This window comes from Pseudomonas sp. JS3066, from assembly GCF_036328175.1.
GTDB lineage: Bacteria > Pseudomonadota > Gammaproteobacteria > Pseudomonadales > Pseudomonadaceae > Metapseudomonas.
In genome coordinates this window covers 4,214,023-4,240,894 of sequence record NZ_CP143312.1, presented here as the reverse complement: position 1 = coordinate 4,240,894, position 26,872 = coordinate 4,214,023, and the positions used below count along the sequence as shown (strand labels likewise).

Below are 26,872 nucleotides of genomic sequence, written 5' to 3'. Positions count from 1 at the left end.
GAGGAAACCGATGAACGCTCTATACATGATTGTTGGCACCCTGATCGCCCTCGGGGTGCTGGTGACCTTTCACGAGTTTGGTCACTTCTGGGTTGCACGGCGCTGCGGGGTCAAGGTCCTGCGCTTTTCCGTGGGCTTCGGCAAGGCCCTGTTCCGCTGGCATGATCGCCACGGCACCGAGTTCGTAGTCGCTGCCATCCCCCTCGGTGGGTACGTGAAGATGTTGGACGAGCGCGAGGCTGAAGTGCCCGAAGAGCTGCTTGGTCAGTCCTTCAATCGCAAGCCGGTTGGGCAGCGCATCGCCATTGTGGCTGCCGGTCCCATCGCCAACTTCCTACTCGCACTGCTGTTCTTCTGGGTACTGGCCATGCTCGGCAGTCAGCAGGTGAAGCCGGTGATAGGCAGCATTGCGCCGGACAGCATTGCTGCCCGTGCCGGTCTTGAAGCTGGCGAAGAAATCATTTCTGTAGATGGTGAGGTCGTCACTGGCTGGTCGCAGGTCAACCTTCAGCTGGTGCGCCGTCTGGGTGAAAGCGGCACGCTGCGGGTGAGTGTGCGCGAGTCCGGTGCTTCGACCGAGCAAAGCCATGAGCTGCAGTTGAACAACTGGCTCAAAGGCGTCGACGAGCCCGATCCTATCGGCGCCCTTGGTATCACGCCCTGGCGCCCGGCGATTCCGCCGATTCTCGCTGAACTCGATCCGAAAGGCCCTGCCCAGGCTGCTGGTCTCAAGCTCGGCGACCGCCTGTTGGCACTTGATGGGCAGCCTCTGGACGATTGGCAGCAGGTGGTGGAGCGGGTCCGCAAGCGTCCTGCTGAGCGCGTTACCTTGCGTGTCGAGAGCGATGGGCAGGTGCGCGATGTTCAATTGAGCCTGGCTGCTCGGGGCGAAGGCGAAGCTCGCAGTGGCTACCTGGGCGCTGGGGTGAAAGGTGTGGATTGGCCCGCTGAAATGCTACGGGAGGTCAGTTTCGGACCGCTGGATGCTGTTACCGAAGCGATGGCCAGAACCTGGTCCATGAGCCTGCTAACTCTGGATTCCTTAAAGAAAATGTTGCTTGGCGAGCTCTCGGTAAAAAACTTGAGCGGGCCGATAACCATTGCTAAAGTGGCGGGCGCTTCGGCCCAGTCCGGGGTGGGGGATTTTCTGAACTTCCTCGCCTATCTGAGCATAAGCCTGGGGGTTCTCAATCTGTTGCCAATTCCTGTCCTGGACGGGGGGCACCTGCTGTTCTACTTGATCGAACTGGTGCGGCGTCGCCCAGTATCGGAGCGGGTGCAGGCTTGGGGGGTGCAGATCGGTATCAGTCTGGTCGTGGGGGTGATGTTGCTCGCCCTGGTAAACGATCTGAGCCGTCTGTAACGAGTCACTGAATTTCGAGTCTGCCGCCTTGTGCGGCAGATTCTTTATTACCGGTTGGAATAAAAAAGGACTTCATGAAACGCCTGCTGCTACCTGCGGTGCTTGCCGCACTCATGATCGCCGAGGTTCACGCCGAGTCCTTCAACATCTCCGACATTCGCGTCAACGGCCTGCAGCGGGTTTCCGCTGGCAGCGTGTTCGGCGCACTTCCGCTCAACGTCGGTGACACCGCGGACGACCGTCGTCTGGTCGAAGCTACCCGCGCACTGTTCAAGACCGGCTTCTTCCAGGATATCCAACTGGGTCGCGATGGCGATGTGCTGGTCATTACCGTAGTCGAGCGCCCGTCGATTTCCAGCATCGAGATCGAAGGCAACAAGGCCATCAGCACCGAAGACCTGCTCAAAGGGCTAAAACAGTCGGGCCTTGCCGAAGGTGAAATCTTCCAGCGCGCGACCCTTGAAGGTGTGCGTAACGAACTGCAGCGCCAGTACGTGGCCCAAGGCCGATACTCCGCCGAGATCGAGGCTGATGTGAATCCGCAGCCGCGTAACCGCGTAGCGCTGAAGATCAAGATCAACGAAGGCTCCGTTGCGGCCATCCAGCACATCAACATCGTCGGCAATACTGTCTTCTCTGATGAAGACCTGATCGACCTGTTCGAACTGAAGACCACCAACTGGCTGTCCTTCTTCAAGAACGACGACAAGTACGCCCGCGAGAAACTCTCCGGTGACTTGGAGCGTCTGCGCTCCTACTACCTGGACCGCGGCTACATCAACATGGATATCTCCTCCACCCAGGTATCCATCACTCCGGACAAGAAGCACGTCTACGTCACCGTGAACGTGGACGAGGGCGAGAAGTACACCGTCAGCGACGTCAAGCTCTCCGGTGACCTGAAGGTTCCCGAAGACGAAGTGAAGAAGCTGCTGCTGGTGCAGAAGGGGCAGGTCTTCTCGCGCAAGGTAATGACTACCACTTCCGAGCTGATAACCCGTCGCCTGGGTAACGAGGGCTATACCTTCGCCAACGTGAACGGCGTCCCGGAGGCCCATGACGAGGACAACACCGTTTCCATCACCTTCGTGGTCGATCCGGGTAAACGTGCCTACGTCAACCGTATCAACTTCCGCGGCAACACCAAGACCGAAGACGAAGTACTGCGCCGCGAAATGCGTCAGATGGAAGGTGGCTGGGCCTCGACCTACCTCATCGACCAGTCCAAGACTCGTCTTGAGCGTCTCGGCTTCTTCAAGGAAGTCAACGTCGAGACCCCGCAGGTGCCTGGCACCGACGACCAGGTCGACGTGAACTACACCGTGGAAGAGCAGCCGTCCGGCTCCATCACCGCCAGCGTGGGCTTCGCCCAGAGTGCGGGCCTGATCCTGGGCGGCTCCATCAGCCAGAACAACTTCCTGGGCACCGGTAACAAGGTCAGCATTGGCTTGACGCGTTCCGAGTACCAGACCCGCTACAACTTCGGTTTCGTTGACCCCTACTGGACACCGGACGGCGTGAGCCTGGGCTACAACGCCTTCTATCGCAGCACCGACTACGACGACCTCGACGTGGACGTATCCAGCTATGCGGTGGACAGCTACGGCGCGGGCGTCAGCATCGGCTACCCGATCAGTGAGACCGGGCGCCTTACCTACGGCCTGACCGTGCAGCAGGACAAGATCAACACCGGCATCTATACCGTCGACGAGATCTTTGACTTCATCGATCAGGAAGGCGACAGCTACCTGAACTTCAAGGGCTCCATCGGCTGGTCCGAATCGACCCTGAACAAAGGCGTGCTGGCCACTCGTGGTCATTCCCAGAGCCTGGTGCTGGAAAGCACCATTCCGGGTAGCGACCTGTCGTTCTACAAGCTCGACTACCGCGGCCAGTTGTTCACTCCGCTGAGCCAGAACACTGCCCTGCGCTGGCACACCGAGTTGGGCTACGGCGACAGCTACGGCTCCACTTCCGAGCTGCCGTTCTACGAGCATTACTTCGCGGGTGGCTTCAACTCCGTGCGTGGCTTCGAAGACAGCAGCCTGGGCCCACGCAGCACACCGAGCAAAGGTACCAAGCCGGGCACTGCTTTCGACCCGGACCAGGATCCGCTGCCTTTCGGTGGCAACGTTCTGATCCAGGGTGGTGTCGAGTTGCTGTTCCCGATGCCATTCGTCAAGGACCAGCGCCAGTTGCGTACTGTGCTGTTCTGGGATGTGGGTAACGTATTCGATACCAGTTGCTCGTCTACTGCGACCAACTGCAGCAGCATCAACGCCGGTGACCTGGCCAGTTCCGTGGGTGTCGGCCTGACCTGGATCACTGCATTGGGTCCGCTGAGCTTCAGTCTGGGCATGCCTGTCAAGAAACCGGACAATGCCGATACCCAGGTGTTCCAGTTCTCTCTGGGCCAGACCTTCTAAGTGTTATTTCAAGACAACAGTAAGTGTTGCAGGAGTTGCATCGTGCGTAAGTTGACTCAATTCGTTCTGGTTGCCGCTGCCATGATGGCGACTCCGGCCTTCGCGGAAATGAAGATTGCGGTACTGAACTATCAAATGGCCCTGCTCGAGTCCGACGCCGCCAAGAAGTACGCGGTCGATGCCGAGAAGAAATTCGGTCCCCAGCTGAACAAACTGAAGACCCTGGAGAGCGACGCCAAACGTATCCAGGACCGTCTGGTGAAAGACGGCGAGAAGATGCAACAAGCCGAACGTGAGCGCTTGGAGCTTGAATTCAAGCAGAAGGCCCGCGATTTCCAGTTCCAGTCCAAGGAACTGAACGAAGCCAAGGCCGTTGCTGACCGCGACATGCTCAAGCAGCTCAAGCCGAAGCTGGACAAGGCTGTTGAAGAAGTCCTGAAGCAAGGCAGCTATGACCTGGTGCTGGAGCGTGGTGCTGTGGTTGATGTCAAGCCGCAGTACGACATCACCCGCCAAGTCATTGAGCGCATGAACCAGCAGCGCTGATGATGGCAACTCCGGTCTTCACTCTGGGCCAACTGGCTGAGCGTCTCGGAGCCACCGTGCGTGGTTCCGAGGAAAAAGCGATCACCGGCCTGGCCACCCTGCAGGAGGCCGGCCCTGGCCACCTCAGCTTCCTGGCTAATCCGCAGTACCGCAAGTTCCTTGCCGACTGCAAGGCGGGAGCGGTGTTGCTGACTCAGGCTGATGCCGAGGGCTTTGCCGGCGACGCGCTGGTGGTACCCAATCCCTATCTGGCCTACGCCGAGCTATCCCACTTGTTCGACCCGAAGCCGAAGGCTCAGCCCGGCATTCATCCGACCGCTGTGGTGGCGGTTGATGCCAAGGTTGACCCGAGTGCCAGCGTTGGAGCTTATGCGGTGATCGAGTCCGGTGCGCAGATCGGGGCCGGAGTGACCTTGGGCGCCCACTGCGTCGTAGGTGCCCGTACCGTGATTGGTGAGGGCGGCTGGCTCGCGCCGCGCGTGACCCTTTATCACGACGTGAAGATCGGCAAGCGTGTCGTGATCCAGTCCGGTGCCGTGATAGGCGGTGAGGGCTTCGGCTTCGCCAACGAAAAGGGCGTTTGGCAGAAAATCGCACAGATCGGCGGCGTTACCCTGGGCGACGACGTGGAAGTGGGGGCCAATACCACCATCGACCGTGGTGCCCTCTCCGATACGCTGATCGGCAATGGCGTGAAGCTGGATAACCAGATCATGATCGCCCACAACGTGCAGGTCGGTGACAACACCGCCATGGCTGGCTGTGTGGGCATTTCCGGCAGCACCAAGATTGGCCGCAACTGCATGATCGCCGGTGGCGTGGGCATGGTTGGCCATATCGAGGTCTGCGACAACGTGTTTGTCACCGGCATGACCATGGTGACTCGCAATATCACCGAGCCGGGTGCTTATTCCTCCGGTACCGCGATGCAGACTGCCGCGGATTGGAAGAAGAGCGCTGCCCGGATCCGCCAGTTGGACGACATGGCGCGTCGTCTGCAGCAACTGGAAAAACGCCTGGCGGCAGTGACCCCGGGCGGGGATGCTTCATCAGAAGCGTGATTCACGCCGCGCCGTGCATCCCCAATCCTCTGAAAAGGCTCCAGGAACATGATGGACATCAACGAGATTCGCGAATATCTGCCGCACCGCTACCCTTTCCTCCTGGTAGATCGGGTGGTGGAGCTGGATGTTGAAGGCAAGCGCATTCGCGCCTACAAGAATGTCAGCATCAACGAGCCCTTCTTCAATGGCCACTTCCCGCAGCATCCCATCATGCCGGGCGTACTGATCATCGAGGCCATGGCCCAGGCGGCGGGCATCCTTGGCTTCAAGATGCTCGACGTCAAGCCTGCGGACGGCACCCTTTATTACTTCGTGGGTTCCGATAAGTTGCGCTTCCGCCAGCCGGTGCTACCGGGCGATCAGTTGATCCTCAGTGCGCAGTTCCTCAGCGTCAAACGCGGCATCTGGAAGTTCGACTGCCATGCCAGCGTCGATGGCAAGGAAGTATGCTCGGCCGAGATTATCTGTGCGGAACGCAAACTATGAGTTTGATTGACCCTCGCGCCATTATCGATCCGGCAGCCAAGCTGGCGGATGGAGTTCAGGTCGGCCCCTGGTCGATCATTGGACCCGATGTGGAAGTCGGCGAGGGGACCGTGGTCGGACCGCATGTGGTCATCAAGGGACCGACCCGTATTGGCAAGCACAATCGCATCTACCAGTTCTCTTCGGTGGGTGAAGACACGCCTGACCTCAAGTACAAGGGTGAACCCACGCGCCTGGTGATCGGTGACCACAATGTGATCCGCGAAGGCGTGACCATCCATCGTGGCACCGTGCAGGACCGCTCCGAGACCACTATCGGCGACCACAATCTGCTGATGGCCTACGTGCATATCGGTCACGACAGCGTGATCGCCAACAATTGCATCCTGGTCAACAACACTGCACTGGCCGGCCACGTACATGTGGATGACTGGGCGATCCTGTCCGGCTATACCCTGGTCCACCAGTTCTGCCGCATCGGCGCCCACAGCTTCTCCGGTATGGGCACGGCAATCGGCAAGGATGTTCCGGCATACGTCACGGTTTTCGGCAACCCAGCCGAGGCCCGCAGCATGAACTTCGAAGGCATGCGACGTCGTGGCTTCAGTGCCGAGGCCATCGCCGCTCTGCGTCGTGCCTACAAGGTGGTCTATCGCCAGGGGTTGACCGTGGAGCAGGCGCTGGCCGAACTGGCCGAGTCCGCTGCGCAGTTCCCGGAAGTGGCAGTTTTCCGCGACTCCATCCAGTCCTCGACCCGCGGCATTACCCGCTGAGCACATGAATCGTCCATTGCGCATCGCGCTGGTTGCCGGCGAGGCGTCCGGCGATATTCTCGGCTCCACCCTGATGCACGCGCTAAAGGCGCGCCATCCTGACGCCCAGTTCATTGGCGTTGGCGGCCCGCTTATGCAGGCAGAAGGGTTGGAATCCTATTTCCCCATGGAACGCCTGGCAGTCATGGGACTGGTGGAAGTCCTTGGGCGCCTCCCGGAGCTGCTGGCACGCCGCAAACAGCTCATCCGGACCCTGATCGACGAGCGCCCTGACGTTTTTATTGGAATCGATGCACCTGACTTCACCCTCGGCGTCGAACTCAAGCTTCGTCGTGCCGGTATCAAGACAGTGCATTACGTCAGCCCTTCGGTCTGGGCCTGGCGGCAGAAACGTGTACTGAAGATCCGCGAAGGCTGCGATCTGATGCTCACGCTCTTCCCCTTCGAAGCACGTTTCTACGAAGAGAAAGGCGTTCCGGTCCGATTTGTCGGGCATCCGCTGGCCGATGCCATCCCGCTGGAGGCCGATCGCTCAGCCGCTCGCAGGGCGCTGGACTTGCCGGAAGACTCTGCCGTTGTAGCGCTACTACCCGGTAGCCGCGGTGGTGAAGTGGGCAGGCTGGGGGAGTTGTTCCTCGATGCTGCCGAGCGTCTGCGTTCGATTCGCCCCGGTATCCGTTTCGTTCTGCCGTGTGCGAGCCCGGAGCGGAGGGTGCAGATCGAGGCGATGCTAGCCAGTCGAAACTTGCCGTTGAAGTTGCTCGACGGCCGCTCCCATGACGCTCTGGCCGCTTGCGACGCGGTACTGATCGCCTCTGGGACTGCCACCCTGGAGGCACTGTTGTACAAGCGCCCGATGGTGGTGGCCTACAAGGTGGCACCGCTGACCTATCGGATTCTCAAGCGCCTGGTGAAAAGCCCGTACGTGTCCTTGCCCAACCTGCTGGCCCAGCGCTTGCTGGTGCCCGAGCTGCTGCAGGATGCCGCTACGCCGGAGGCGCTTGCCCAGGCCGTTTCGCCCCTGCTCGACGACGGCGAGGTGCAGACGCACGGTTTCGACGTCATTCATCGCGCTCTGCGCCGAGACGCCTCGCGCGAGGCGGCCGATGCCATCCTGAAATTGATTGGAGTGTCCTGATGCAACTCGGTCTGGATTTCAGTCTGGTAGAAGAGTTGGTGGCTGGTGTCGACGAAGTTGGCCGTGGCCCCCTCTGTGGTCCGGTGGTGACGGCCGCGGTGATCCTCGACCCGGCACGGCCGATCCTCGGCCTTAACGATTCGAAGAAGCTCTCCGAAGCCCGTCGTGATGCGCTGTTCGACGAAATACGCGAAAAGGCTCTGGCCTGGTGCATCGCGCGCGCCGAAGTGGAAGAGATCGATCAGCTGAACATCCTTCACGCGACCATGCTGGCCATGCAGCGCGCAGTGGAGGGCCTCAGTGTGACGCCGAAGCTGGCCCTTATCGACGGCAACCGTTGTCCCAAGCTCAAGGTGCCCAGCGCTCCTGTGGTCAAAGGCGACAGCCAGGTTCCCGCGATCGCCGCCGCGTCCATCCTGGCCAAGGTCAGCCGTGACCGTGAAATGGCCGAACTGGACGCGCTTTACCCGGGTTACGGCATCGCCGGACACAAGGGTTACCCCACGGCCGTCCATCTGGAAGCCTTGCGCCGACTGGGCCCCACCTCAATCCATCGCCGTTCTTTCGGCCCGGTCCGGGATCTCATCGAAGGCGGTTATTGAGGCGCAATGTCGCGCCTATCCGCGACCTTGCCCCAAGCCTGTAGCTTTGTCCGAGGGCCCGGTACAATCCGGGCCCTGTCGTTTTCGCGTTTTGCATAGGACTTCCATGACCGCTTCTTTCGTCCATCTGCGTCTGCATTCCGAATACTCCCTGGTAGACGGCCTGGTACGGGTCAAGCCACTGGTCAAGGCCGTGGCGGGAGCGGGCATGCCGGCGGTGGCGATCACCGACCAGAGCAACATGTGCTCGCTGGTGAAGTTCTACAAGACCGCCATGGGCGGCGGCATCAAGCCCATCTGCGGCGCGGACATCTGGCTGGCCAGTCCCTTCGAGGACGGCCCGCTCAGCCGCATGACGCTCCTGGCGATGAACGCCAAGGGTTACCGCAATCTGACTGAGCTAGTTTCCCGCGGCTGGTCCGACGGTCAGAGCAATGGCCTGGTGATTATCCAGCGCGAATGGGTGAAGGAGGCGGCCGAAGGCCTGATCGCCCTGTCCGGTGCCAAGGAGGGCGAGATCGGCATGGCCCTCCTCAACAATGACCCGGCGAGCGCCGAGGCCATGCTGGCTGAGTGGCAGAGTGTGTTCCCCGACCGCTTCTATCTGGAGCTGCAGCGTACCTCTCGCATCAACGACGAGGAGCACGTCCACGCTGCCGTCGCCCTGGCCAGCCGCTGTGGTGCGCCGCTCGTGGCCACTAACGACGTGCGTTTCATCAAGCCCGGCGACTTCGAGGCCCACGAGACCCGCGTTTGCATCGGCGAGGGCCGTGTCCTCGATGACCCGCGCCGTCCTCGCAACTACTCCGATCAGCAGTACCTCAAGTCTCCTGAGGAAATGGCCGAGCTGTTCGCCGATATTCCGGAAGCGCTGGAGAACACCGTCGAGATTGCCAAGCGTTGCAACATCGAGGTGCAACTGGGCAAGCACTTCCTGCCCGATTTCCCCACACCCAACGGCATGAGCATCGATGACTACCTCCGTCATGCCTCCTTCGAGGGCCTGGAAGAGCGCCTGGCCGTGCTCTTGCCGAAGGAAACCACGCCCGATTACGAAGAGAAACGCCAGCTCTACATCGATCGCCTGGAGTTCGAACTCGGCACGATCATCCAGATGGGCTTCCCCGGCTACTTCCTGATCGTTGCGGACTTCATCCAGTGGGCCAAGAACAATGGCGTGCCGGTAGGGCCGGGCCGGGGCTCGGGTGCCGGCAGCCTGGTTGCCTACGTACTGAAGATCACCGACCTCGACCCATTGGCCTACGACCTGCTGTTCGAGCGCTTCCTCAACCCTGAGCGGGTATCCATGCCCGACTTCGACGTCGACTTTTGCATGGATGGCCGCGACCGGGTGATCGACTACGTGGCCGACAAGTACGGACGCAATGCGGTGAGCCAGATCATCACCTTCGGCTCCATGGCGGCCAAGGCGGTGGTGCGCGACGTGGCGCGCGTGCAGGGCAAGTCCTACGGATTGGCGGATCGTCTGTCGAAGATGATCCCGTTCGAAGTGGGTATGACCCTGGAGGCCGCGTTCAACCAGGAAGAAGCGCTGCGGGACTTCCTCAAGGTGGACGAAGAGGCCCAGGAAATCTGGGACATGGCCCTGAAGCTGGAAGGCATCACCCGGGGCACCGGCAAGCACGCCGGTGGTGTAGTGATCGCGCCGACCAAACTTACCGATTTTTCTCCGATCGCCTGTGACGAAGAGGGCACCGGCCTGGTGACCCAGTTCGACAAGGACGATGTGGAGGCCGCCGGCCTGGTGAAGTTCGACTTCCTCGGCCTGCGTACCCTGACGATCATCAAGTGGGCCATGGAGATGATCAATCGGGAGCAGGAGAAGCTGGGCAAGCCCCTGGTCGACATCGACCGCATCCCGCTGGACGACAAGAAAACCTACGACATGCTGCAGAAGGCGGAGACCACCGCGGTCTTCCAGCTCGAATCGCGCGGCATGAAGGAACTGATCAAGAAGCTCAAGCCCGACTGCCTGGAGGACATGATCGCCCTGGTGGCGCTGTTCCGCCCGGGTCCGCTTCAGTCCGGCATGGTGGATGACTTCATCAACCGCAAGCACGGCCGTGCCGAGCTTTCCTACCCGCACCCCGACTACCAGTACGCCGGCCTCGAGCCGGTGCTCAAGCCCACCTACGGCATCATCCTGTACCAGGAACAGGTGATGCAGATCGCTCAGGTGATGGCCGGCTACACCCTTGGTGGCGCGGATATGCTGCGACGTGCCATGGGTAAGAAGAAACCCGAGGAAATGGCCAAGCAGCGCGGCGGCTTCATTGAAGGCTGCTCCAACAACGGCATCGACCCGAACCTCTCGGGCAACATCTTCGACCTGGTGGAAAAGTTCGCCGGCTACGGCTTCAACAAGTCCCACTCCGCCGCCTACGGCTGGGTCTCGTACCAGACCGCGTGGCTCAAGGCGCACTTCCCGGCACCCTTCATGGCCGCGGTGCTCACTGCGGATATGCACAACACCGACAAGGTGGTGACGCTGATCGAAGAATGCCGGCACATGAAGCTGCGCATCGTCGCCCCAGACGTGAACAATTCCGAATACCGCTTCACCGTCGACAATGACGGCCAGATCGTCTACGGCCTGGGCGCCATCAAGGGCGTGGGTGAGGGACCGGTGGAGGCCATTACCGAATGCCGCGCCGAAGGTGGTCCGTTCAAGGACCTGTTTGACTTCTGCAACCGTGTCGACCTCAAGCGCATCAACAAGCGCACCCTGGAGGCCCTGATTCGGGGTGGAGCGCTCGATCGCCTAGGACCGTTCTTCAGCAACGAGCCCAAGGCTTATCAGGCTGGCATTGACCGCAACCGAGCGGTGCTGCTGGCCGCCATGGAAGAGGCCATCCAGGCGGCGGAGCAGACCGCTCGCAGTCATGACAGCGGGCACATGGACCTCTTCGGCGGCCTGTTCGCCGAGCCTGAGGCCGACATGTACGCCAATCACCGCAACGCCAAGGAGCTATCCCTCAAGGAGCGCCTGAAGGGCGAGAAGGAAACCCTGGGCCTGTACCTCACCGGTCACCCGATCGACGAGTACGAAGGCGAGATCCGCCGCTTCGCCCGCCAGCGCATCGTCGAGCTCAAGCCAGCGCGCGACACCCAGATCATTGCCGGCCTGATCGTCAACTTGCGGGTAATGAAGAACAAGAAAGGCGACAAGATGGGCTTCATCACCCTTGACGACCGCTCCGGCCGCATCGAAGCCTCGCTCTTCGCCGAGGCCTTCAACACTGCCCAGGGGCTGCTGCAGACCGACGCCCTGGTGGTTGTCGAAGGGGAGGTCAGCCATGACGATTTCTCCGGCGGCCTGCGCTTGCGCGCCAAGCGCGTGCTTAGCCTGGAAGAGGCGCGCACCGGCCTCGCCGAGAGCCTGCGCATGAAAGTGGATTTCAGCGCCCTGCAAGGCGATCGCTTGCGCTGGTTGGCTGAACTTTGCGGCCGCCATCGCGGCTCCTGCCCGCTGACGCTGGACTACAGCGGTAATGACGCGAAGGCTGTGCTGCAGTTCGGCGACAACTGGCGAATCGCACCGGCCGACGCTTTGATTCAGGCATTGCGTGACCAGTTCGGGCGCGACAACGTCTTCCTGCACTACCGCTGATGCGAACGTGATTGCACGCTCGCAGCGGCCCGATTTCGATTTGATCTCGACCCGAACGCGCCCGATCCCTTAAGGTAGGGCGCCAAATGGAACCAGCCGCCTGGCCCCAAGCGCACGACGGAAGCCTATGAACCCGAACTTTCTGGATTTCGAACAGCCCATCGCCGATCTGCAAGCCAAGATCGAGGAGCTGCGTCTGGTCGGTAACGACAACGCCCTGAATATCACCGACGAGATTTCGCGCCTGCAGGAGAAGAGCAGTGCGCTCACCGAAAGCATCTTCGGCAATCTCAGCAGCTGGCAGATCGCCCAGCTGGCGCGCCATCCGCGCCGGCCCTACACCCTTGACTACATCGAGCACATCTTCGCCGAGTTCGACGAGCTGCACGGGGATCGTCATTTCTCCGACGACGCCGCGATCGTTGGCGGTATCGCCCGTCTGAACGATGAGCCGGTCATGGTCATCGGCCATCAGAAGGGCCGTGAAGTGCGCGAGAAGGTTCGCCGCAACTTCGGCATGCCGCGCCCGGAGGGCTACCGCAAGGCTTGCCGCCTGATGGAAATGGCCGAGCGCTTCAAGATGCCGATCCTCACCTTCATCGATACCCCCGGTGCCTACCCGGGTATCGATGCCGAGGAGCGCGGCCAGAGCGAAGCCATCGCCTGGAACCTGCGTGTCATGGCCCGCCTGAAGACCCCGATCATCGCCACCGTGATTGGCGAGGGTGGTTCCGGCGGCGCGCTGGCCATTGGTGTCTGCGACCGCTTGAACATGCTGCAGTACTCCACCTACTCGGTGATTTCGCCGGAAGGTTGCGCATCCATTCTGTGGAAAACGGCCGAGAAAGCGCCGGACGCAGCTGAAGCCATGGGCATCACTGCCGAACGCCTGAAAGGCTTGGGTATCGTCGACAAGGTGATCGCCGAGCCCCTGGGCGGCGCGCACCGCGATCCGGCCGCTGCGGCCGAGTCGATCCGCAAGGAGCTCTCCGAGCAACTGAAGACCCTGCAGAAGCTCAGTAACGAGGATCTGCTGGCTCGTCGTTATGATCGACTGATGAGCTACGGCGTAGCCTGATCCCGCTTCAGGCTGTAAAGATCGGGCCCCGGCTTTATGCTTGGGGCCCGATTTCTTTTTGAGCCGTCCATGTCCCTCGAGTCCCGCCTTCTGACGAACCTGGCGTCCTGGCGCCACGCGCCGGCCTGGCGCGTCGCCTTTTCCGGCGGGCTCGATTCCACTGTCCTGCTGCATATGTTGGCGCGCCTCGCCATTCGCGAATCCTTGCCGCCGCTATCCGCCATCCATGTGCATCACGGCCTGCAGGCCGCGGCCGATGCCTGGCCAAACCACTGCCAACGGGCCTGCGACGCATTGGGCGTGCCGCTCACGGTGCTGCGGGTAACCGTTGATACCGGGCCGAGCCTGGAGCGCGCTGCGCGGGACGCACGCTACGCCGCTTTCATCGGGCAAATGGGCGCCGGGGACGTGCTGCTCAGCGCACAGCATCGGGACGACCAAGCCGAAACGCTTCTTTTCCGTCTGTTCCGAGGTGCTGGCGTGCGCGGACTGGCCGGTATGCCGCAATGCCGACCTCTGGGCCTGGGTAGCCTGGTCAGGCCATTGCTGCAAGCGTCCCGTGCCGAGCTGGAAGCCTATGCCCGCGCTGAAGGACTTGAGTGGGTGGAGGACCCGAGCAATTCAGACACTTCGCTCGCTCGCAACTTTCTCCGTCGCGATGTGTTCCCGCTGCTGCAGTCTCGCTGGCCTAGGGTGACGGAAAGCCTGTTCCGTAGCGCGGAGCACATGGCTGAGGCAGAGGGCTTGCTGGGTGAGTTGGCCGAGGCTGATCTGGAACGTGCCCAAGTTGGCAGCGATTTCCCATGGCTGCCACTGCCGTCCCTGGAGCTGGGCGCGCTGGCGTCGTTATCGCCGCCACGACAGCGCAATGCCTTGCGTTACTGGCTCGCACAGTTGACGACGCTTCCGGACAGCAACCACTGGGCAGGATGGGAAGACCTCCGCGATGCCGCCGTCGATACAACTCCGATCTGGCGCCTTGCGATGGGGGAGCTGCATCGTGCCGACGGACGGTTGTGGTGGCTGTCCGGGGAGTGGCTGGCGGCGCCGGAGTGCGATTTTTCGTGGGCCGACCCTGCTCTGCCGCTCGAACTGCCTGGCAACGGCAGGTTGAGCCTGCTGGGTGAGCCGCCGGCCGGCAGGCTCGAAGTCCGCTATCGCCGGGGAGGTGAGGTGCTGGAACTGCCGGGGCGAGGGCGTCGCGATCTCAAACGGCTGCTTAACGAAGCTCGTCTGCCTGCTTTTGTCCGCGGCCGATTGCCGCTGTTGTTTGTCGACGGCGAGTTGCTGGCCGTCGCCAACCTTTCGGGGCTGGACCGTCCGGGAGCGGGCGACGGGCAACTGCGCTGGATGCCACCGACGAATGACCAAGGTTTGAGCTGGTAGGGTCTTTCCGGTAGACTACGCTCCCGTCTTACATAGCTTCCGCTGATTCCTTCGGAATCGGCGGTTGTTGCTTTTGAAGCAGCGCCCCAGCGGCGCTCCATGGTTGAAGGCCATAGCCCTTCATCGCTTTCCCCGGCGGCTTTCCGCCTAAACGCAGACTTCTAGGGTTTTTCATGACGCGCTACATCTTCGTCACGGGCGGTGTTGTTTCTTCTTTGGGGAAAGGCATCGCCTCGGCATCCTTGGCCGCCATTCTGGAAGCGCGGGGACTGAAGGTCACCATGCTCAAGCTCGATCCGTACATCAACGTCGATCCGGGTACCATGAGCCCCTTCCAGCACGGCGAAGTCTTCGTGACCGAGGACGGCGCCGAGACCGACCTCGATCTGGGCCACTACGAGCGCTTCGTGCGCACCACCATGACCCAGAACAACAACTTCACCACCGGCCGCGTCTATGCCGACGTGCTGCGCAAGGAGCGTCGTGGTGACTACCTGGGTGCGACCATCCAGGTGATTCCGCACATCACCGACGAGATCAAGCACCGCATCATCAAGGGAGCCGCCGGCGCGGACGTGGCCCTTGTGGAAATCGGCGGCACCGTTGGTGACATCGAATCCCAGCCGTTCCTTGAAGCCATCCGTCAGCTGCGTGTGGAAGTGGGCGCCAAGCGCGCCATGCTGATGCACCTGACCCTGGTTCCGTATATCGCCACCGCTGGCGAGACCAAGACCAAGCCGACCCAGCACTCGGTTAAGGAGCTGCGCTCCATTGGCCTGCAGCCTGATGTTCTGGTCTGCCGTTCCGACCATGACGTCGACCTGTCCTCCCGTCGCAAGATCGCCCTGTTCACCAACGTTGAAGAGCGCGCGGTGATCTCCCTGCAGGACGTCGACACCATCTACAAGATCCCGTCTGTGCTGCACGCCCAGGGCCTGGACGATTTCGTCGTCGAGCGTTTTGGCCTGCAATGCGGCAGTGCCGACCTTTCCGAATGGGATCGCGTGGTGGATGCCAAGCTGAATCCCGAGAAGGAAGTCACCATCGCCATGGTCGGCAAGTACATGGAGTTGCTGGACGCGTACAAGTCGCTGATCGAAGCGATGAGCCACGCCGGCATCCAGAGTCGCACCAAGGTGAACCTGCGCTACATCGACTCCGAAGACATCGAAACCCAGGGCACCAGCTTGCTGGAAGGTGTTGACGCCATCCTGGTTCCGGGTGGATTCGGCTTGCGCGGCGTGGAAGGCAAGATCTCCACCGTGCGCTTTGCCCGCGAGAACAAGATTCCCTACCTCGGCATCTGCCTCGGCATGCAGGTGGCGGTAATCGAGTACGCCCGTAACGTGCTGGGCTGGACCGATGCCAACTCCACCGAATTCGACAAGTCCAGCGGCCACCCGGTCGTGGGCCTGATCACCGAGTGGGAAGACGCCACTGGTGCCACCGAAATCCGTACTGAAGCCTCTGACCTCGGTGGCACCATGCGCCTTGGCGCCCAGGCGTGCCAGCTGGAAAATGGCTCGCTGGTACACGATTGCTATGGCAAGGACGAGATCGTCGAGCGCCATCGCCACCGCTACGAAGTGAACAACAATCTGCTGCCACAATTGCAGGAAGCCGGCCTGAAGGTCACTGGCCGCTCTGGCGACGGTGCCTTGGTAGAAGTGGTCGAAGCTCCGGATCATCCGTGGTTCGTGGCTTGCCAGTTCCACCCGGAGTTCACCTCCACGCCGCGTTATGGCCACCCGCTGTTCAGCGGCTTCGTCAACGCCGCCTTGGCGCAGAAAGCGAAGAAGGCCTGAGCCATGGCGCAGAAGATCGTCCGCGTCGGTAACATCGAGATTGCCAACGACAAGCCCTTCGTGCTGTTCGGCGGTATGAACGTGCTGGAGTCCCGCGACCTCGCCCTGAAGGTCTGCGAGGAGTACGTCAAGGTGACCGAGAAGCTCGGTATCCCTTACGTGTTCAAGGCCAGTTTCGACAAGGCCAACCGCTCCTCGATCAACTCCTTCCGCGGCCCGGGCCTGGAAGAGGGCATGAAGATCTTCGAGGAAGTGAAGAAGACCTTCGGCGTGCCGGTGATCACCGACGTCCATGAGCCCTATCAGGCAGCTCCGGTGGCTGAAGTTTGCGACATCATCCAACTGCCGGCCTTCCTGTCTCGCCAAACCGACCTTGTGGTCGCGATGGCGAAGACCGGTGCGGTGATCAACATCAAGAAGGCCCAGTTCCTTGCACCCCACGAGATGAAGCACATCCTCACCAAGTGCGAGGAAGCCGGTAATGATCGTCTGATCCTCTGCGAGCGTGGTTCCTCCTTCGGCTACAACAACCTGGTCGTGGACATGCTCGGCTTCGGCATCATGAAGCAGTTCGAGTACCCGGTTTTCTTCGACGTCACTCACGCCCTGCAAATGCCGGGTGGCCGTGCCGACTCCGCTGGCGGCCGCCGTGCCCAGGTCACCGACCTGGCCAAGGCCGGCATGAGCCAGGGGCTGGCGGGCCTCTTCCTTGAAGCCCATCCGGACCCGGACAACGCCAAGTGCGATGGTCCCTGCGCTTTGCGCCTGAACAAACTCGAACCCTTCCTGTCCCAGCTCAAGCAGCTGGACGACCTGGTCAAGAGTTTTCCGCCGATCGAGACTGCCTGAACGGGCCGATCTCCGGTAAAGTGCCGCGTGGGCACAATCTGACCGATCGGTCAGGACGTTCGCCGGGTCAGCCGACCCCGAGGCCCGGCGAATTGCCTCACTTTCTGCTGAGCGTTTTCGTCAACTTTTGGAGTGCTAACAACAATGGCAAAGATCGTCGACATCAAGGGCCGCGAGGTTCTGGACTCCCGTGGCAACCCCACCGTGGAAGCCGATGTGATCCTCGAGAACGGCATCATCGGCAGCGCTTGCGCGCCGTCCGGTGCTTCCACCGGTTCCCGCGAGGCACTGGAACTGCGTGATGGCGACAAGAGCCGTTACCTGGGCAAGGGCGTACTGAAAGCTGTGGGCAACATCAATGGCCCGATCCGCGACCTGCTGCTGGGCAAGGACGCTGCTGACCAGAAAGCCCTCGACCGCGCCATGATCGAGCTGGACGGTACCGAGAACAAGGCCAAGCTGGGCGCCAACGCCATCCTCGCCGTGTCCCTGGCCGCCGCCAAGGCCGCTGCCCAGGCCAAGGGTGTACCGCTCTACGCCCACATTGCCGACCTGAACGGCACTCCCGGTCAGTACTCCATGCCGGTACCGATGATGAACATCATCAACGGTGGCGAGCATGCCGATAACAACGTCGACATCCAGGAATTCATGGTGCAGCCGGTTGGCGCCAAGAACTTCGCCGACGCCCTGCGCATGGGCGCCGAGATCTTCCACCACCTGAAAGCCGTGCTGAAGGCCCGTGGCCTGAACACCGCCGTCGGTGACGAAGGCGGCTTCGCTCCGAACCTGGCTTCCAACGAAGACGCCCTGGCCGCGATCGCCGAAGCTGTCGCCAATGCAGGCTACAAGCTGGGCACTGACGTGACCCTGGCTCTGGACTGCGCCTCCAGCGAATTCTTCAAGGAAGGCAAGTACGACCTCGCCGGTGAAGGCAAAGTGTTCGACGCTGCAGGCTTCGCCGACTACCTGGCTGGCCTGACCCAGCGTTATCCGATCATCTCCATCGAAGACGGCATGGACGAGTCCGACTGGGCCGGCTGGAAAGACCTGACCGACAAGATCGGCACCAAGGTTCAGCTGGTAGGTGATGACCTGTTCGTGACCAACACCAAGATCCTCAAGGAAGGCATCGAGAAGAACATTGCCAACTCGATCCTGATCAAGTTCAACCAGATCGGCTCCCTGACCGAAACCCTGGAAGCCATCCAGATGGCCAAGGCTGCCGGCTACACCGCGGTGATCTCCCACCGTTCCGGTGAGACCGAGGACAGCACCATCGCCGACCTGGCCGTAGGCACCGCCGCCGGTCAGATCAAGACTGGCTCCCTGTGCCGTTCCGACCGCGTTTCCAAGTACAACCAGCTGCTGCGTATCGAAGAGCAACTGGGCGAGAAAGCGCCGTACCGTGGCCGTGCCGAGTTCCGCGGCTAAGTCCGCAGCTGCAATCGGTCAGGCCGGGTTGAAATCAGCCGCTGAATGCCTCTTTACTTCATGTAAACTGCGCGTTATCACCTGATTTCAACCTGCCCAGCCGGCAGGGACTGGTAGAAGGGCAGCGCAAGCTGCCCTTTTCGCATGGATACTCCCTGGCAAAATGACTCGCCCTAACACTTACTGGTTGTTCGTTGTCCTGATCCTGATGCTGGCGGGCCTGCAGTATCGCCTCTGGGTGGGCGACGGTAGCCTGGCGCAGGTCCAGGATCTACAACACCAGATTGCCGAACAGAAAGGCGAGAACGAACGCCTGCTGGAGCGAAACCGCATTCTGGAAGCGGAAGTGATGGAGCTGAAAAAGGGTATGGAGACCGTCGAAGAGCGTGCCCGGCACGAGCTGGGTATGGTCAAGGAAGGCGAAACCCTCTACCAGATTTCCGAATGAACCAGGCCGATATCCCCTTTTTCTGGGCGGTGATTCCTGCCGCCGGTGTCGGTGCCCGCATGCGCGCCGACCGTCCCAAGCAGTATCTCGAACTCGCCGGGCGAACCATTCTCGAGCACAGCCTCGACTGCTTCCTGGATCATCCACAGCTCAAGGGACTGGTAGTCAGCCTTTCGGTCGACGATCCCTACTGGCCAACGCTGCCCTGCGCCACCGACGAGCGCATCATCCGTGCCGATGGCGGCAAGGAGCGCTCGGATTCGGTGCTCAGCGCTTTGTTGCGGCTGGCCGAGCACGGCGCCCGAGCCAACGACTGGGTGCTGGTGCATGATGCGGCGCGACCGAACCTGTCGCGCTACGATCTTGACCTGCTGCTGGCAGAGTTGGCTGATGACCCGGTGGGTGGCCTGCTGGCCGTGCCGGCCCGGGACACCTTGAAGCGTGCAAGCGCCGATGGCCGGGTAGCGGAAACCGTAGACCGCAGCCTGATCTGGCAGGCATACACGCCACAGATGTTTCGCTTCGGTGCCCTGCACCGGGCGCTGGCTGATGCCTTGGTAGCAGGTGTTGCCATCACCGACGAAGCCTCTGCCATGGAGTGGGCCGGCAACGCGCCCAGGCTGGTAGAGGGTCGCGCCGACAACCTCAAGATCACCCGTCCCGAAGATCTCGACTGGCTGCGTCAGCGTTGGTCGACACGCGTCTGATCCGTCGCATATTCCGGCCGTTCGGCCAGCCCAGCCTTCAGTAGGTCCACTAGTTGCCGCACCTTTGGCGAGAGGTGCCGCTGCTGTGGATAAAGTGCCCAGACCGCCGTGTTCGGCGGGCGGTGTTGTTCCAACAGCGACACCAACGCACCGCTACGCAGATGCTCCAGCACGTAATAGTCGGGCAACTGGCATAGGCCGAACCCCCGCAGCGCCGCATTTAGCACGGCCTGGCCACTGTTGCAGCGCCAGTTGCCCTGGACCCTGATCGCATGCTCGCGCCCTTGCTGGAGGAAATCCCAATGGTCCGCGCTGCCAATCAGGCAGTTGTGCCGCGCCAACTCCGAGAGGCTGTGCGGGCGACCATAACGCTCCAGATAGGAAGGCGCTGCGCAGAGGTACATGACCCTCGGCGCAAGGCGCGTCGCCACCAGCCGCGAATCCTGCAAACGGCCCAGGCGTATCGCCAGGTCGAGTCCTTCATGCACCAGGTCCAGGGTGCGATTGCTCAATTCGATGTCCACGCGCAACTGTGGATGGCGTGCCATGAACTCGTTGACCAGTGGCACGATGAACCGTTCGCCATAGGCCACCGCGCAGGTCATGCGCAGCAAGCCCTTGGGTTCGCTGGCGAGGTCGCTCACTGCTCGAAGCGCTTCCTCGCGTGCATCCATCAGGCGTTGGCAGTGCTGCAGGAAGGTCTGTCCGGCCTCGGTAAGGGCTACCTTCCGGGTACTTCGATAGAACAGGCGTGTCTGCAGGCGTTCTTCGAGTCGGGCGATCTGCCTGCTGACATGGGATGACGAAATACCCAGGCGATCCGCCGCAGCGGTGAACTGGCCGGTTTCGGCAACGGCGACGAATTCGTCCAGGCCTTCCCAACGACTCATCATTATCCCTCCACAGCAATAAAGTTTTGCTTTGTGGTCGATTATTTCCCATTGGCGCCTCAACTACACTCCTTGGCCATTTCAATCAGCAGGAGAATGACCATGATCAAGTCCCGTGCCGCTGTGGCCTTTGCGCCCAACCAGCCGCTGCAGATCGTCGAAGTCGACGTCGCGCCGCCCAAGGCCGGCGAAGTCCTGGTTCGGATCGTGGCAACGGGCGTTTGCCATACCGATGCCTATACCCTGTCCGGCGCCGACTCCGAAGGCGTGTTCCCCTGCATCCTTGGCCATGAAGGTGGCGGCATCGTCGAAGCGGTGGGCGAGGGCGTTACCTCGCTGGCGGTGGGTGATCACGTCATCCCGCTCTACACAGCCGAATGCCGCGAGTGCAAGTTCTGCAAATCCGGCAAGACCAACCTGTGCCAGAAAGTACGTGCCACTCAGGGAAAGGGTCTGATGCCGGACGGCACTTCCCGTTTCAGCTACAACGGTCAGCCGATCTACCACTACATGGGCTGCTCCACCTTCTCCGAGTACACCGTGCTGCCGGAAATCTCCCTGGCGAAGATCCCGAAGGAAGCTCCGCTGGAGAAGGTCTGCCTGCTGGGTTGCGGCGTGACCACCGGCATCGGCGCTGTGCTCAACACCGCCAAGGTAGAAGAGGGCGCCACAGTGGCCATCTTCGGTCTGGGCGGCATCGGTCTGGCGGCGATCATTGGCGCCAAGATGGCGAAGGCATCGCGCATCATCGCCATCGACATCAACCCGGAGAAGTTCGATGTGGCCCGAGAACTGGGTGCCACCGATTTCGTCAATCCGAAGGACCATGCCAAGCCGATCCAGGACGTCATCGTCGAAATGACTGATGGCGGCGTCGACTACAGCTTCGAGTGCGTCGGTAACGTCAACCTGATGCGCGCGGCGCTCGAGTGTTGCCACAAGGGTTGGGGCGAGTCCGTCATCATCGGCGTAGCGCCGGCTGGTGCGGAGATCAGCACCCGTCCGTTCCAGTTAGTGACCGGTCGTGTGTGGCGCGGTTCGGCCTTTGGCGGCGTGAAGGGGCGTACCGAGTTGCCGAGTTATGTGGACAAGGCACAGAAGGGTGAAATCCCGCTGGATACCTTCATCACCCACACCATGGGGCTGGACGACATCAACAAGGCCTTCGACCTGATGCACGAAGGCAAGAGCATCCGCTCGGTCGTCCACTACTAATCAGGCGGGCAGCCCGAGGCAGGCAAGGCCTTCAGCTTCGGGCGCCCGGCTTTGACGGAGATCGCTCCATGACTCTTGAGATCGTTTCCAGCAACAAGAGCTTCGGCGGCTGGCACAAGCGCTACCGTCACCGCTCGACCAGTCTCAACTGCGAGATGGTGTTCGCGGTCTACCTGCCGCCCCAGGCGGAACAAGGTGGAAAGTTGCCAGTGCTCTACTGGCTGTCGGGGCTGACCTGCACCGATGAGAACTTCATGCAGAAGGCCGGCGCGCAGCGCCTGGCCTCGGAGCTGGGGCTGATCATCGTTGCGCCGGACACCAGTCCACGTGGCGCAGATGTACCTGCTGATCCAGACAATGCCTGGGATTTCGGTCTTGGCGCCGGCTTCTACCTGAATGCCAGCCAGGAGCCCTATGCACGTCACTACCGCATGCATGACTACGTGGTGCACGAGTTGCCCGCGCTTATCGAGGCCAACTTCCCTGTGTCTGGGAAGCGCGGTATCAGCGGCCACTCGATGGGAGGCCACGGCGCATTGGTTTGCGCGCTGCGCAATCCGGGGCGCTATCAGTCGCTGTCGGCGTTCGCCCCTATCAGCAATCCTATGGCCTGCCCTTGGGGCGAAAAGGCATTCAGTCGCTATCTGGGTGACGACCGAGCCCGCTGGCGCGAGTGGGATGCCAGCGTGTTGCTGGCCGAGGCTAACGAGCGCTTACCGATCCTGGTGGACCAGGGCGACCGTGATGACTTCCTTGCCAATCAGCTCAAGCCCGAAGCCCTGCAGGCAGCAGCCAATGCAGCCGGGCACCCGCTGATTCTGCGCCTGCAACCTGGCTACGACCACAGCTACTACTTCATTGCCAGTTTCATTGGCGACCACCTGAAGCATCACGCCGAGGCCCTCAAGGGCTAAGCGTCTGCAAAATGGGTAGAATCACGCCCTGACTTTTCAGGGCGTTCTTCTCTATGCGAATTGGCCACGGCTACGATGTACACCGCTTCGGTGAAGGCGACTTCATCACCCTCGGCGGCGTGCGCATACCCCACAAGTTCGGGCTCATTGCCCATTCCGACGGCGACGTGCTGCTGCATGCATTGGCCGATGCCCTTCTTGGCGCAGCCGCGCTGGGCGACATCGGCAAGCACTTCCCTGATACCGACCCACAGTTCAAGGGTGCTGACAGCCGTGCGCTGCTGCGTCATGTGCTCTCCCTGGTGAAAGCCAAGGGCTGGAAAGTCGGCAATGTCGACGGAACCATCGTTGCACAGGCGCCGAAGATGGCACCACATATCGAGGCCATGCGCGCCAATATTGCAGCCGATCTGGAGGTCGACCTGGACCACGTCAACGTCAAGGCCACCACTACCGAGAAGCTCGGTTTCACAGGGCGTGAGGAGGGCATCGCCGTACACGCGGTTGCCCTGCTGCTACCGGTATGAACGAGCTCGAACTGCTGGGCCCGCGCGCCCATGGTGAGCCCCTCGGGCAGGCACAACTGAAGGCCGTGGCAGAGGATTTCCAGGTCGACGAAGTGCTGGACATTCCGCTGGAGGGTGAGGGCGAGCACCTCTGGCTCTGGGTGGAGAAGCGTGAGCTGAACACCGAGGAAGCCGCGCGGCGCATTGCCCGGGCTGCCGGCGTGCCGTTGAAAGTGGTGAGCTATGCCGGGCTGAAGGACCGTCAGGCGTTGACCCGCCAATGGTTCAGCCTGCACTTGCCGGGCAAGGCTGATCCGGACCTGTCTGCCGCTGAGAACGCCAATCTGCGGATACTCAAGATCGTCCGTCACAAGCGCAAGCTGCAACGCGGGGCCCATTCGGCCAATGGCTTCACCCTGCGCCTGACCCACCTGGTTGCTGATCGAGAAGCACTGGACGCGCGACTCAAGCAACTGGCCGAGGCCGGGGTGCCCAACTATTTCGGCCTGCAGCGCTTTGGTCATGGCGGTGGAAACGTGGTTGACGCCCGCGCCTTTGCTGAGCGCAAGGAACTGCCGGTGCAGCGCAATCTTCGTTCGCGGCTGCTCTCGGCAGGTCGCAGCTTTCTCTTCAATCGGGTGTTGGCCGAGCGTATTGCTGCCGGTACCTGGAACCGGGCTCAAGTTGGTGATCTGCTCGCTTTCACCACCAGTCGCAGCTTCTTCCCTGCAGGCGAGGCCGAGTGCAGCGACCCCCGTCTGGCCGAGCTGGATCTGCATCCGACCGGGCCGCTGTGGGGAGAGGGCGCATCGCCTGCTCAAGGTCAGCCTCAGATGCTGGAAGCGGCGATTGCCGCGGCGGAGCCGGCACTTTGCCACTGGTTGGCCGAAGCGGGAATGGCGCACGAACGGCGCATCCTCCGCCTCCCCATCGGCGGCCTGACGTGGCATTATCCCGAGCCTGACGTTCTGCAACTGGAATTCGTCCTGCCGGCTGGATGCTTCGCCACCGCAGTGGTGCGTGAGCTCGTCGATCTGCTGCCGACAGGGCAGACGGAAAACCCATGCGCATTCTGATTTCCAACGACGACGGGGTGAATGCACCCGGTCTGGCCGCTTTGCATGGTGCGCTCAAGGATTACGCCGACTGCGTGGTCATCGCACCGGACCAGGACAAGAGCGGCGCCAGCAGTTCCCTGACCCTGGACCGCCCGCTTCACCCCAGTACGCTGGACAACGGTTTCATCTGCCTCAACGGCACGCCGACCGACTGCGTCCACCTCGGGCTCAACGGCATGCTCGAGCAATTGCCTGACATGGTGGTTTCGGGGATCAACCTCGGCGCCAACCTGGGCGATGACGTGCTCTATTCGGGGACCGTGGCCGCGGCTCTGGAAGGGCGCTTCCTCGCCTTGCCCGCGTTCGCCTTCTCGCTGCTGTCGCGCCAGGCCGACAACCTGCCCACCGCCGCGCACATCGCGCGCCGGCTTGTGGCTGCGCATGATCAGCTCGACCTGCCGCCGCGCACCGTGCTCAATGTGAACATTCCCAATCTGCCGCTCGAGCGCATCCGGGGTATCCAACTGACCCGCCTGGGCCATCGCGCACGTGCTGCCGCACCGGTAAAGGTGGTCAACCCCAGGGGCAAGGAGGGATATTGGATCTCAGCGGCCGGTGACGCTGAAGACGGCGGGCCCGGTACGGATTTCCATGCAGTGATGCAGGGCTATGTGTCCATCACACCCCTGCAGCTCGATCGGACTTTCAATGAGGCCTTCCAGGGCCTCGATAGCTGGTTGGAGGGCCTGCTCTGATGTCCCGGGAACAGGATGACCTGATGCGCCGTGGGATTGGCATGACCTCCCAGCGCACTCGCGAACGCCTTATCCAGCGTCTGTACGAGGAAGGGCTGTCCAACGCCCGTGTGCTCGAAACCATTCGCCGGACACCGCGTCACCTGTTCGTCGATGAGGCCCTGGCCCATCGCGCCTACGAGGACACTGCGCTGCCGATCGGCCACAACCAGACCATCTCGCAACCCTATATGGTCGCTCGGATGACCGAGCTCCTGCTGGCTGCGGGACCGCTGGACAAGGTGCTGGAGATTGGTACCGGCTCGGGCTATCAGACCGCAATCCTCGCGCAGCTGGTCGAGCGCGTGTTTTCCGTTGAACGCATTCAGGTCCTGCAGGACAAGGCCAAGGAACGTCTGGCGGTTCTCAACCTGCGCAATGTGGTGTTCCGCTGGGGCGATGGATGGGAAGGCTGGCCAGCGCTGGCGCCTTACAACGGCATCATCGTGACGGCGGCGGCGGCGGATGTTCCCCAGGCGCTGCTGGATCAACTGGCTCCCGGTGGGCGTCTGGTGATTCCGGTGGGTGCGGGCGATGTCCAGCAATTGATGCTGATCGTTCGCGAGGAGCAGGGATTCACTCGCCATGTGCTCGACGCCGTACGCTTCGTGCCGCTGCTCAGTGGCCCGCTCGCCTGAGGCCGATTTCAGGGAACCTGCGTCTAGGGCAACTTTCTGATGCACCGCCAAGCGGCCTTCCTGCAGTACTTTGTGCGGCAGGCGACTGGCTCGTCCGGATATTTCCGGCACAATGATCAAGACCTTCGAATGTTGGGAAAGGGGACAAGAGTGAGCCTGAAGGCCATTCGGCAGTGGATTCGCGTGGGGAATGGGCTCACCTGGTTGCCCGTTTTGGCCGTCGGCATTCTGCTTGCCGGCTGCTCCAGTACCCAGAAAGATGGTGTCAGCATCGTCGATCGCAATCATTCGGGGGCGACTTCCGCGCCACAGCGACAACCCGTCACCAGCGGCCAGTACCGCGTCCAGCGCGGCGACACCCTCTATTCCATAGCGTTTCGCTTTGGCTGGGACTGGAAAGCCCTGGCAGCGCGCAACAGCATTCCTGCACCCTACGTGATTCGTCCCGGCCAGATCATCCGTTTCGATGGCCAACCTAGCCAGGCTCGTCCGACAACGGTCGCTACCGCGCCCGTGGTGACCAATTCAAGAACGGGTAGTAGCGCTACTTCGACCCGCCCGCCCGTGCAGCCCCAGCAACCGGCTGTCCGCCCCCAATCGCAAGCACCGCAACCGGTCGCGACTGCACCTGTATCTACCCAGAACGCGTCTATTACGCGCTCTGCAGCCGGTTGGGTATGGCCCGCGAGTGGGCCTTTGATCGGCCGTTTTTCGTCAAACGGCAGTTTGAATAAAGGGATTGATATCGCTGGGGAATTAGGCCAGCCTGTCTTGGCTGCGTCAGATGGATCAGTTGTTTATGCCGGAAGTGGATTACGGGGCTACGGCGAATTGGTCATCATCAAGCACAGCGATACCTACGTAAGCGCCTACGGTCATAACCGCAGGCTGCTGGTGCGGGAGGGACAGCAGGTCAAGGTCGGGCAGACAATTGCCGAGATGGGCTCAACGGGAACTGACCGGGTGAAGCTTCATTTTGAAATTCGCCGTCAGGGTAAGCCTGTAGATCCGCTGCAATACCTGCCACGTCGTTGACCCGTTATTCAGCCCGTTCCACCACGTGGTAAGGACGGGCTCGGGCGGCGCCAGGGATATAAGGCTTCGCCAGGGCTTGTTGTCGA

24 protein-coding genes are annotated in these 26,872 nt (G+C 61.6%); 23 read left to right on the top strand and 1 reads right to left on the bottom strand.

Features of this window, described 5'->3' with window-relative positions:
• Window positions 1–10 precede the first annotated feature (10 nt).
• The 16 genes from rseP (at window position 11) to ispD (ending at window position 19,736) form a co-directional block, all read left to right on the top strand.
• Window positions 11–1,363 carry a sigma E protease regulator RseP gene (rseP, locus tag SA496_RS19985; protein WP_330114348.1) on the top strand — a complete coding sequence of 451 codons (1,353 nt, stop codon included), beginning with the start codon at window positions 11–13 and terminating at the stop codon, window positions 1,361–1,363.
• 74 nt (window positions 1,364–1,437) lie between these two features.
• The gene (gene bamA, locus SA496_RS19980) at window positions 1,438–3,789 is read left to right on the top strand and encodes an outer membrane protein assembly factor BamA (RefSeq protein ID WP_120654864.1); all 2,352 of its coding nucleotides are present in this window, start codon (window positions 1,438–1,440) and stop codon (window positions 3,787–3,789) included.
• A 42-nt stretch (window positions 3,790–3,831) separates the two neighbouring features.
• Window positions 3,832–4,335: an OmpH family outer membrane protein gene (locus SA496_RS19975; protein WP_120654865.1), complete on the top strand. Its 504-nt coding sequence runs from the start codon at window positions 3,832–3,834 to the stop codon at window positions 4,333–4,335.
• Window positions 4,335–5,396 carry a UDP-3-O-(3-hydroxymyristoyl)glucosamine N-acyltransferase gene (gene lpxD / locus SA496_RS19970; protein WP_120654866.1) on the top strand — a complete coding sequence of 354 codons (1,062 nt, stop codon included), beginning with the start codon at window positions 4,335–4,337 and terminating at the stop codon, window positions 5,394–5,396. The genes SA496_RS19975 and lpxD overlap by 1 nt, the downstream gene beginning before the upstream one ends.
• Before the next feature lie 48 nt (window positions 5,397–5,444).
• On the top strand, window positions 5,445–5,885 hold the full coding sequence (gene fabZ / locus SA496_RS19965; RefSeq protein ID WP_077527680.1) for a 3-hydroxyacyl-ACP dehydratase FabZ: 441 nt from the start codon (window positions 5,445–5,447) through the stop codon (window positions 5,883–5,885).
• Window positions 5,882–6,658: an acyl-ACP--UDP-N-acetylglucosamine O-acyltransferase gene (gene lpxA, locus SA496_RS19960; RefSeq protein WP_120654867.1), complete on the top strand. Its 777-nt coding sequence runs from the start codon at window positions 5,882–5,884 to the stop codon at window positions 6,656–6,658. The genes fabZ and lpxA overlap by 4 nt, the downstream gene beginning before the upstream one ends.
• Before the next feature lie 4 nt (window positions 6,659–6,662).
• Window positions 6,663–7,796: a lipid-A-disaccharide synthase gene (gene lpxB, locus SA496_RS19955; protein WP_120654868.1), complete on the top strand. Its 1,134-nt coding sequence runs from the start codon at window positions 6,663–6,665 to the stop codon at window positions 7,794–7,796.
• Window positions 7,796–8,398 (top strand): ribonuclease HII, encoded by a 603-nt coding sequence (rnhB, locus tag SA496_RS19950; RefSeq protein ID WP_120654869.1) that lies wholly within the window; start codon window positions 7,796–7,798, stop codon window positions 8,396–8,398. The genes lpxB and rnhB overlap by 1 nt, the downstream gene beginning before the upstream one ends.
• A 106-nt stretch (window positions 8,399–8,504) precedes the next feature.
• Complete coding sequence (gene dnaE / locus SA496_RS19945; RefSeq protein WP_120654870.1) at window positions 8,505–12,029, top strand: DNA polymerase III subunit alpha; 3,525 nt, start codon at window positions 8,505–8,507, stop codon at window positions 12,027–12,029.
• Window positions 12,030–12,156: 127 nt separating this feature from the next.
• A complete protein-coding gene (gene accA, locus SA496_RS19940; protein WP_120654871.1) occupies window positions 12,157–13,107 on the top strand; it encodes an acetyl-CoA carboxylase carboxyl transferase subunit alpha in 951 nt (316 codons plus the stop codon).
• A gap of 69 nt (window positions 13,108–13,176) precedes the next feature.
• Window positions 13,177–14,493, top strand: a complete 1,317-nt coding sequence (tilS, locus tag SA496_RS19935) for a tRNA lysidine(34) synthetase TilS (protein ID WP_330114347.1) — start codon at window positions 13,177–13,179, stop codon at window positions 14,491–14,493.
• Between the two features lie 173 nt (window positions 14,494–14,666).
• Complete coding sequence (locus SA496_RS19930; protein ID WP_120654873.1) at window positions 14,667–16,298, top strand: CTP synthase; 1,632 nt, start codon at window positions 14,667–14,669, stop codon at window positions 16,296–16,298.
• A gap of 3 nt (window positions 16,299–16,301) precedes the next feature.
• Window positions 16,302–17,147, top strand: a complete 846-nt coding sequence (gene kdsA, locus SA496_RS19925) for a 3-deoxy-8-phosphooctulonate synthase (RefSeq protein ID WP_120654874.1) — start codon at window positions 16,302–16,304, stop codon at window positions 17,145–17,147.
• A gap of 144 nt (window positions 17,148–17,291) precedes the next feature.
• Window positions 17,292–18,581 carry a phosphopyruvate hydratase gene (eno, locus tag SA496_RS19920; protein WP_120654875.1) on the top strand — a complete coding sequence of 430 codons (1,290 nt, stop codon included), beginning with the start codon at window positions 17,292–17,294 and terminating at the stop codon, window positions 18,579–18,581.
• 163 nt (window positions 18,582–18,744) lie between these two features.
• A complete protein-coding gene (gene ftsB, locus SA496_RS19915) occupies window positions 18,745–19,029 on the top strand; it encodes a cell division protein FtsB (RefSeq protein WP_077527690.1) in 285 nt (94 codons plus the stop codon).
• Complete coding sequence (gene ispD / locus SA496_RS19910; protein ID WP_120654876.1) at window positions 19,026–19,736, top strand: 2-C-methyl-D-erythritol 4-phosphate cytidylyltransferase; 711 nt, start codon at window positions 19,026–19,028, stop codon at window positions 19,734–19,736. The genes ftsB and ispD overlap by 4 nt, the downstream gene beginning before the upstream one ends.
• Here the strand turns inward: ispD and SA496_RS19905 are convergent.
• Complete coding sequence (locus SA496_RS19905; protein ID WP_120654877.1) at window positions 19,712–20,626, bottom strand: LysR substrate-binding domain-containing protein; 915 nt, start codon at window positions 20,624–20,626, stop codon at window positions 19,712–19,714. The two genes, ispD and SA496_RS19905, sit on opposite strands and share 25 nt — an antisense overlap.
• A 102-nt stretch (window positions 20,627–20,728) precedes the next feature.
• Between SA496_RS19905 and SA496_RS19900 the strand changes: the two genes are divergently transcribed.
• From SA496_RS19900 to SA496_RS19870, 7 genes are all read left to right on the top strand, one after another.
• Window positions 20,729–21,841, top strand: coding sequence for an S-(hydroxymethyl)glutathione dehydrogenase/class III alcohol dehydrogenase (locus SA496_RS19900; RefSeq protein WP_120654878.1), 1,113 nt, complete (start codon window positions 20,729–20,731; stop codon window positions 21,839–21,841).
• A 68-nt stretch (window positions 21,842–21,909) separates the two neighbouring features.
• Window positions 21,910–22,755: an S-formylglutathione hydrolase gene (gene fghA, locus SA496_RS19895; RefSeq protein WP_330114346.1), complete on the top strand. Its 846-nt coding sequence runs from the start codon at window positions 21,910–21,912 to the stop codon at window positions 22,753–22,755.
• Window positions 22,756–22,808: 53 nt separating this feature from the next.
• Window positions 22,809–23,282 carry a 2-C-methyl-D-erythritol 2,4-cyclodiphosphate synthase gene (ispF, locus tag SA496_RS19890; RefSeq protein WP_120654880.1) on the top strand — a complete coding sequence of 158 codons (474 nt, stop codon included), beginning with the start codon at window positions 22,809–22,811 and terminating at the stop codon, window positions 23,280–23,282.
• Window positions 23,279–24,337, top strand: a complete 1,059-nt coding sequence (truD, locus tag SA496_RS19885) for a tRNA pseudouridine(13) synthase TruD (RefSeq protein ID WP_153920837.1) — start codon at window positions 23,279–23,281, stop codon at window positions 24,335–24,337. The genes ispF and truD overlap by 4 nt, the downstream gene beginning before the upstream one ends.
• On the top strand, window positions 24,325–25,074 hold the full coding sequence (gene surE, locus SA496_RS19880; RefSeq protein ID WP_120654882.1) for a 5'/3'-nucleotidase SurE: 750 nt from the start codon (window positions 24,325–24,327) through the stop codon (window positions 25,072–25,074). Before truD ends, surE begins: the two co-directional genes overlap by 13 nt.
• Before the next feature lie 41 nt (window positions 25,075–25,115).
• Window positions 25,116–25,751 carry a protein-L-isoaspartate(D-aspartate) O-methyltransferase gene (locus tag SA496_RS19875; RefSeq protein WP_174235610.1) on the top strand — a complete coding sequence of 212 codons (636 nt, stop codon included), beginning with the start codon at window positions 25,116–25,118 and terminating at the stop codon, window positions 25,749–25,751.
• Between the two features lie 132 nt (window positions 25,752–25,883).
• Window positions 25,884–26,786, top strand: a complete 903-nt coding sequence (locus SA496_RS19870) for a peptidoglycan DD-metalloendopeptidase family protein (RefSeq protein ID WP_256661054.1) — start codon at window positions 25,884–25,886, stop codon at window positions 26,784–26,786.
• Window positions 26,787–26,872: the final 86 nt, after the last annotated feature.

Coding starts and splice junctions, on each gene's coding strand:
- rseP (WP_330114348.1), top strand. CDS start 11: ATGAACGCTCTATACATGATTGTTGGCACCCTGATCGCCCTCGGGGTG.
- bamA (WP_120654864.1), top strand. CDS start 1,438: ATGAAACGCCTGCTGCTACCTGCGGTGCTTGCCGCACTCATGATCGCC.
- lpxD (WP_120654866.1), top strand. CDS start 4,335: ATGATGGCAACTCCGGTCTTCACTCTGGGCCAACTGGCTGAGCGTCTC.
- fabZ (WP_077527680.1), top strand. CDS start 5,445: ATGATGGACATCAACGAGATTCGCGAATATCTGCCGCACCGCTACCCT.
- lpxA (WP_120654867.1), top strand. CDS start 5,882: ATGAGTTTGATTGACCCTCGCGCCATTATCGATCCGGCAGCCAAGCTG.
- lpxB (WP_120654868.1), top strand. CDS start 6,663: ATGAATCGTCCATTGCGCATCGCGCTGGTTGCCGGCGAGGCGTCCGGC.
- rnhB (WP_120654869.1), top strand. CDS start 7,796: ATGCAACTCGGTCTGGATTTCAGTCTGGTAGAAGAGTTGGTGGCTGGT.
- dnaE (WP_120654870.1), top strand. CDS start 8,505: ATGACCGCTTCTTTCGTCCATCTGCGTCTGCATTCCGAATACTCCCTG.
- accA (WP_120654871.1), top strand. CDS start 12,157: ATGAACCCGAACTTTCTGGATTTCGAACAGCCCATCGCCGATCTGCAA.
- tilS (WP_330114347.1), top strand. CDS start 13,177: ATGTCCCTCGAGTCCCGCCTTCTGACGAACCTGGCGTCCTGGCGCCAC.
- SA496_RS19930 (WP_120654873.1), top strand. CDS start 14,667: ATGACGCGCTACATCTTCGTCACGGGCGGTGTTGTTTCTTCTTTGGGG.
- kdsA (WP_120654874.1), top strand. CDS start 16,302: ATGGCGCAGAAGATCGTCCGCGTCGGTAACATCGAGATTGCCAACGAC.
- eno (WP_120654875.1), top strand. CDS start 17,292: ATGGCAAAGATCGTCGACATCAAGGGCCGCGAGGTTCTGGACTCCCGT.
- ftsB (WP_077527690.1), top strand. CDS start 18,745: ATGACTCGCCCTAACACTTACTGGTTGTTCGTTGTCCTGATCCTGATG.
- ispD (WP_120654876.1), top strand. CDS start 19,026: ATGAACCAGGCCGATATCCCCTTTTTCTGGGCGGTGATTCCTGCCGCC.
- SA496_RS19905 (WP_120654877.1), bottom strand. CDS start 20,626: ATGAGTCGTTGGGAAGGCCTGGACGAATTCGTCGCCGTTGCCGAAACC.
- SA496_RS19900 (WP_120654878.1), top strand. CDS start 20,729: ATGATCAAGTCCCGTGCCGCTGTGGCCTTTGCGCCCAACCAGCCGCTG.
- fghA (WP_330114346.1), top strand. CDS start 21,910: ATGACTCTTGAGATCGTTTCCAGCAACAAGAGCTTCGGCGGCTGGCAC.
- ispF (WP_120654880.1), top strand. CDS start 22,809: ATGCGAATTGGCCACGGCTACGATGTACACCGCTTCGGTGAAGGCGAC.
- truD (WP_153920837.1), top strand. CDS start 23,279: ATGAACGAGCTCGAACTGCTGGGCCCGCGCGCCCATGGTGAGCCCCTC.
- surE (WP_120654882.1), top strand. CDS start 24,325: ATGCGCATTCTGATTTCCAACGACGACGGGGTGAATGCACCCGGTCTG.
- SA496_RS19875 (WP_174235610.1), top strand. CDS start 25,116: ATGACCTCCCAGCGCACTCGCGAACGCCTTATCCAGCGTCTGTACGAG.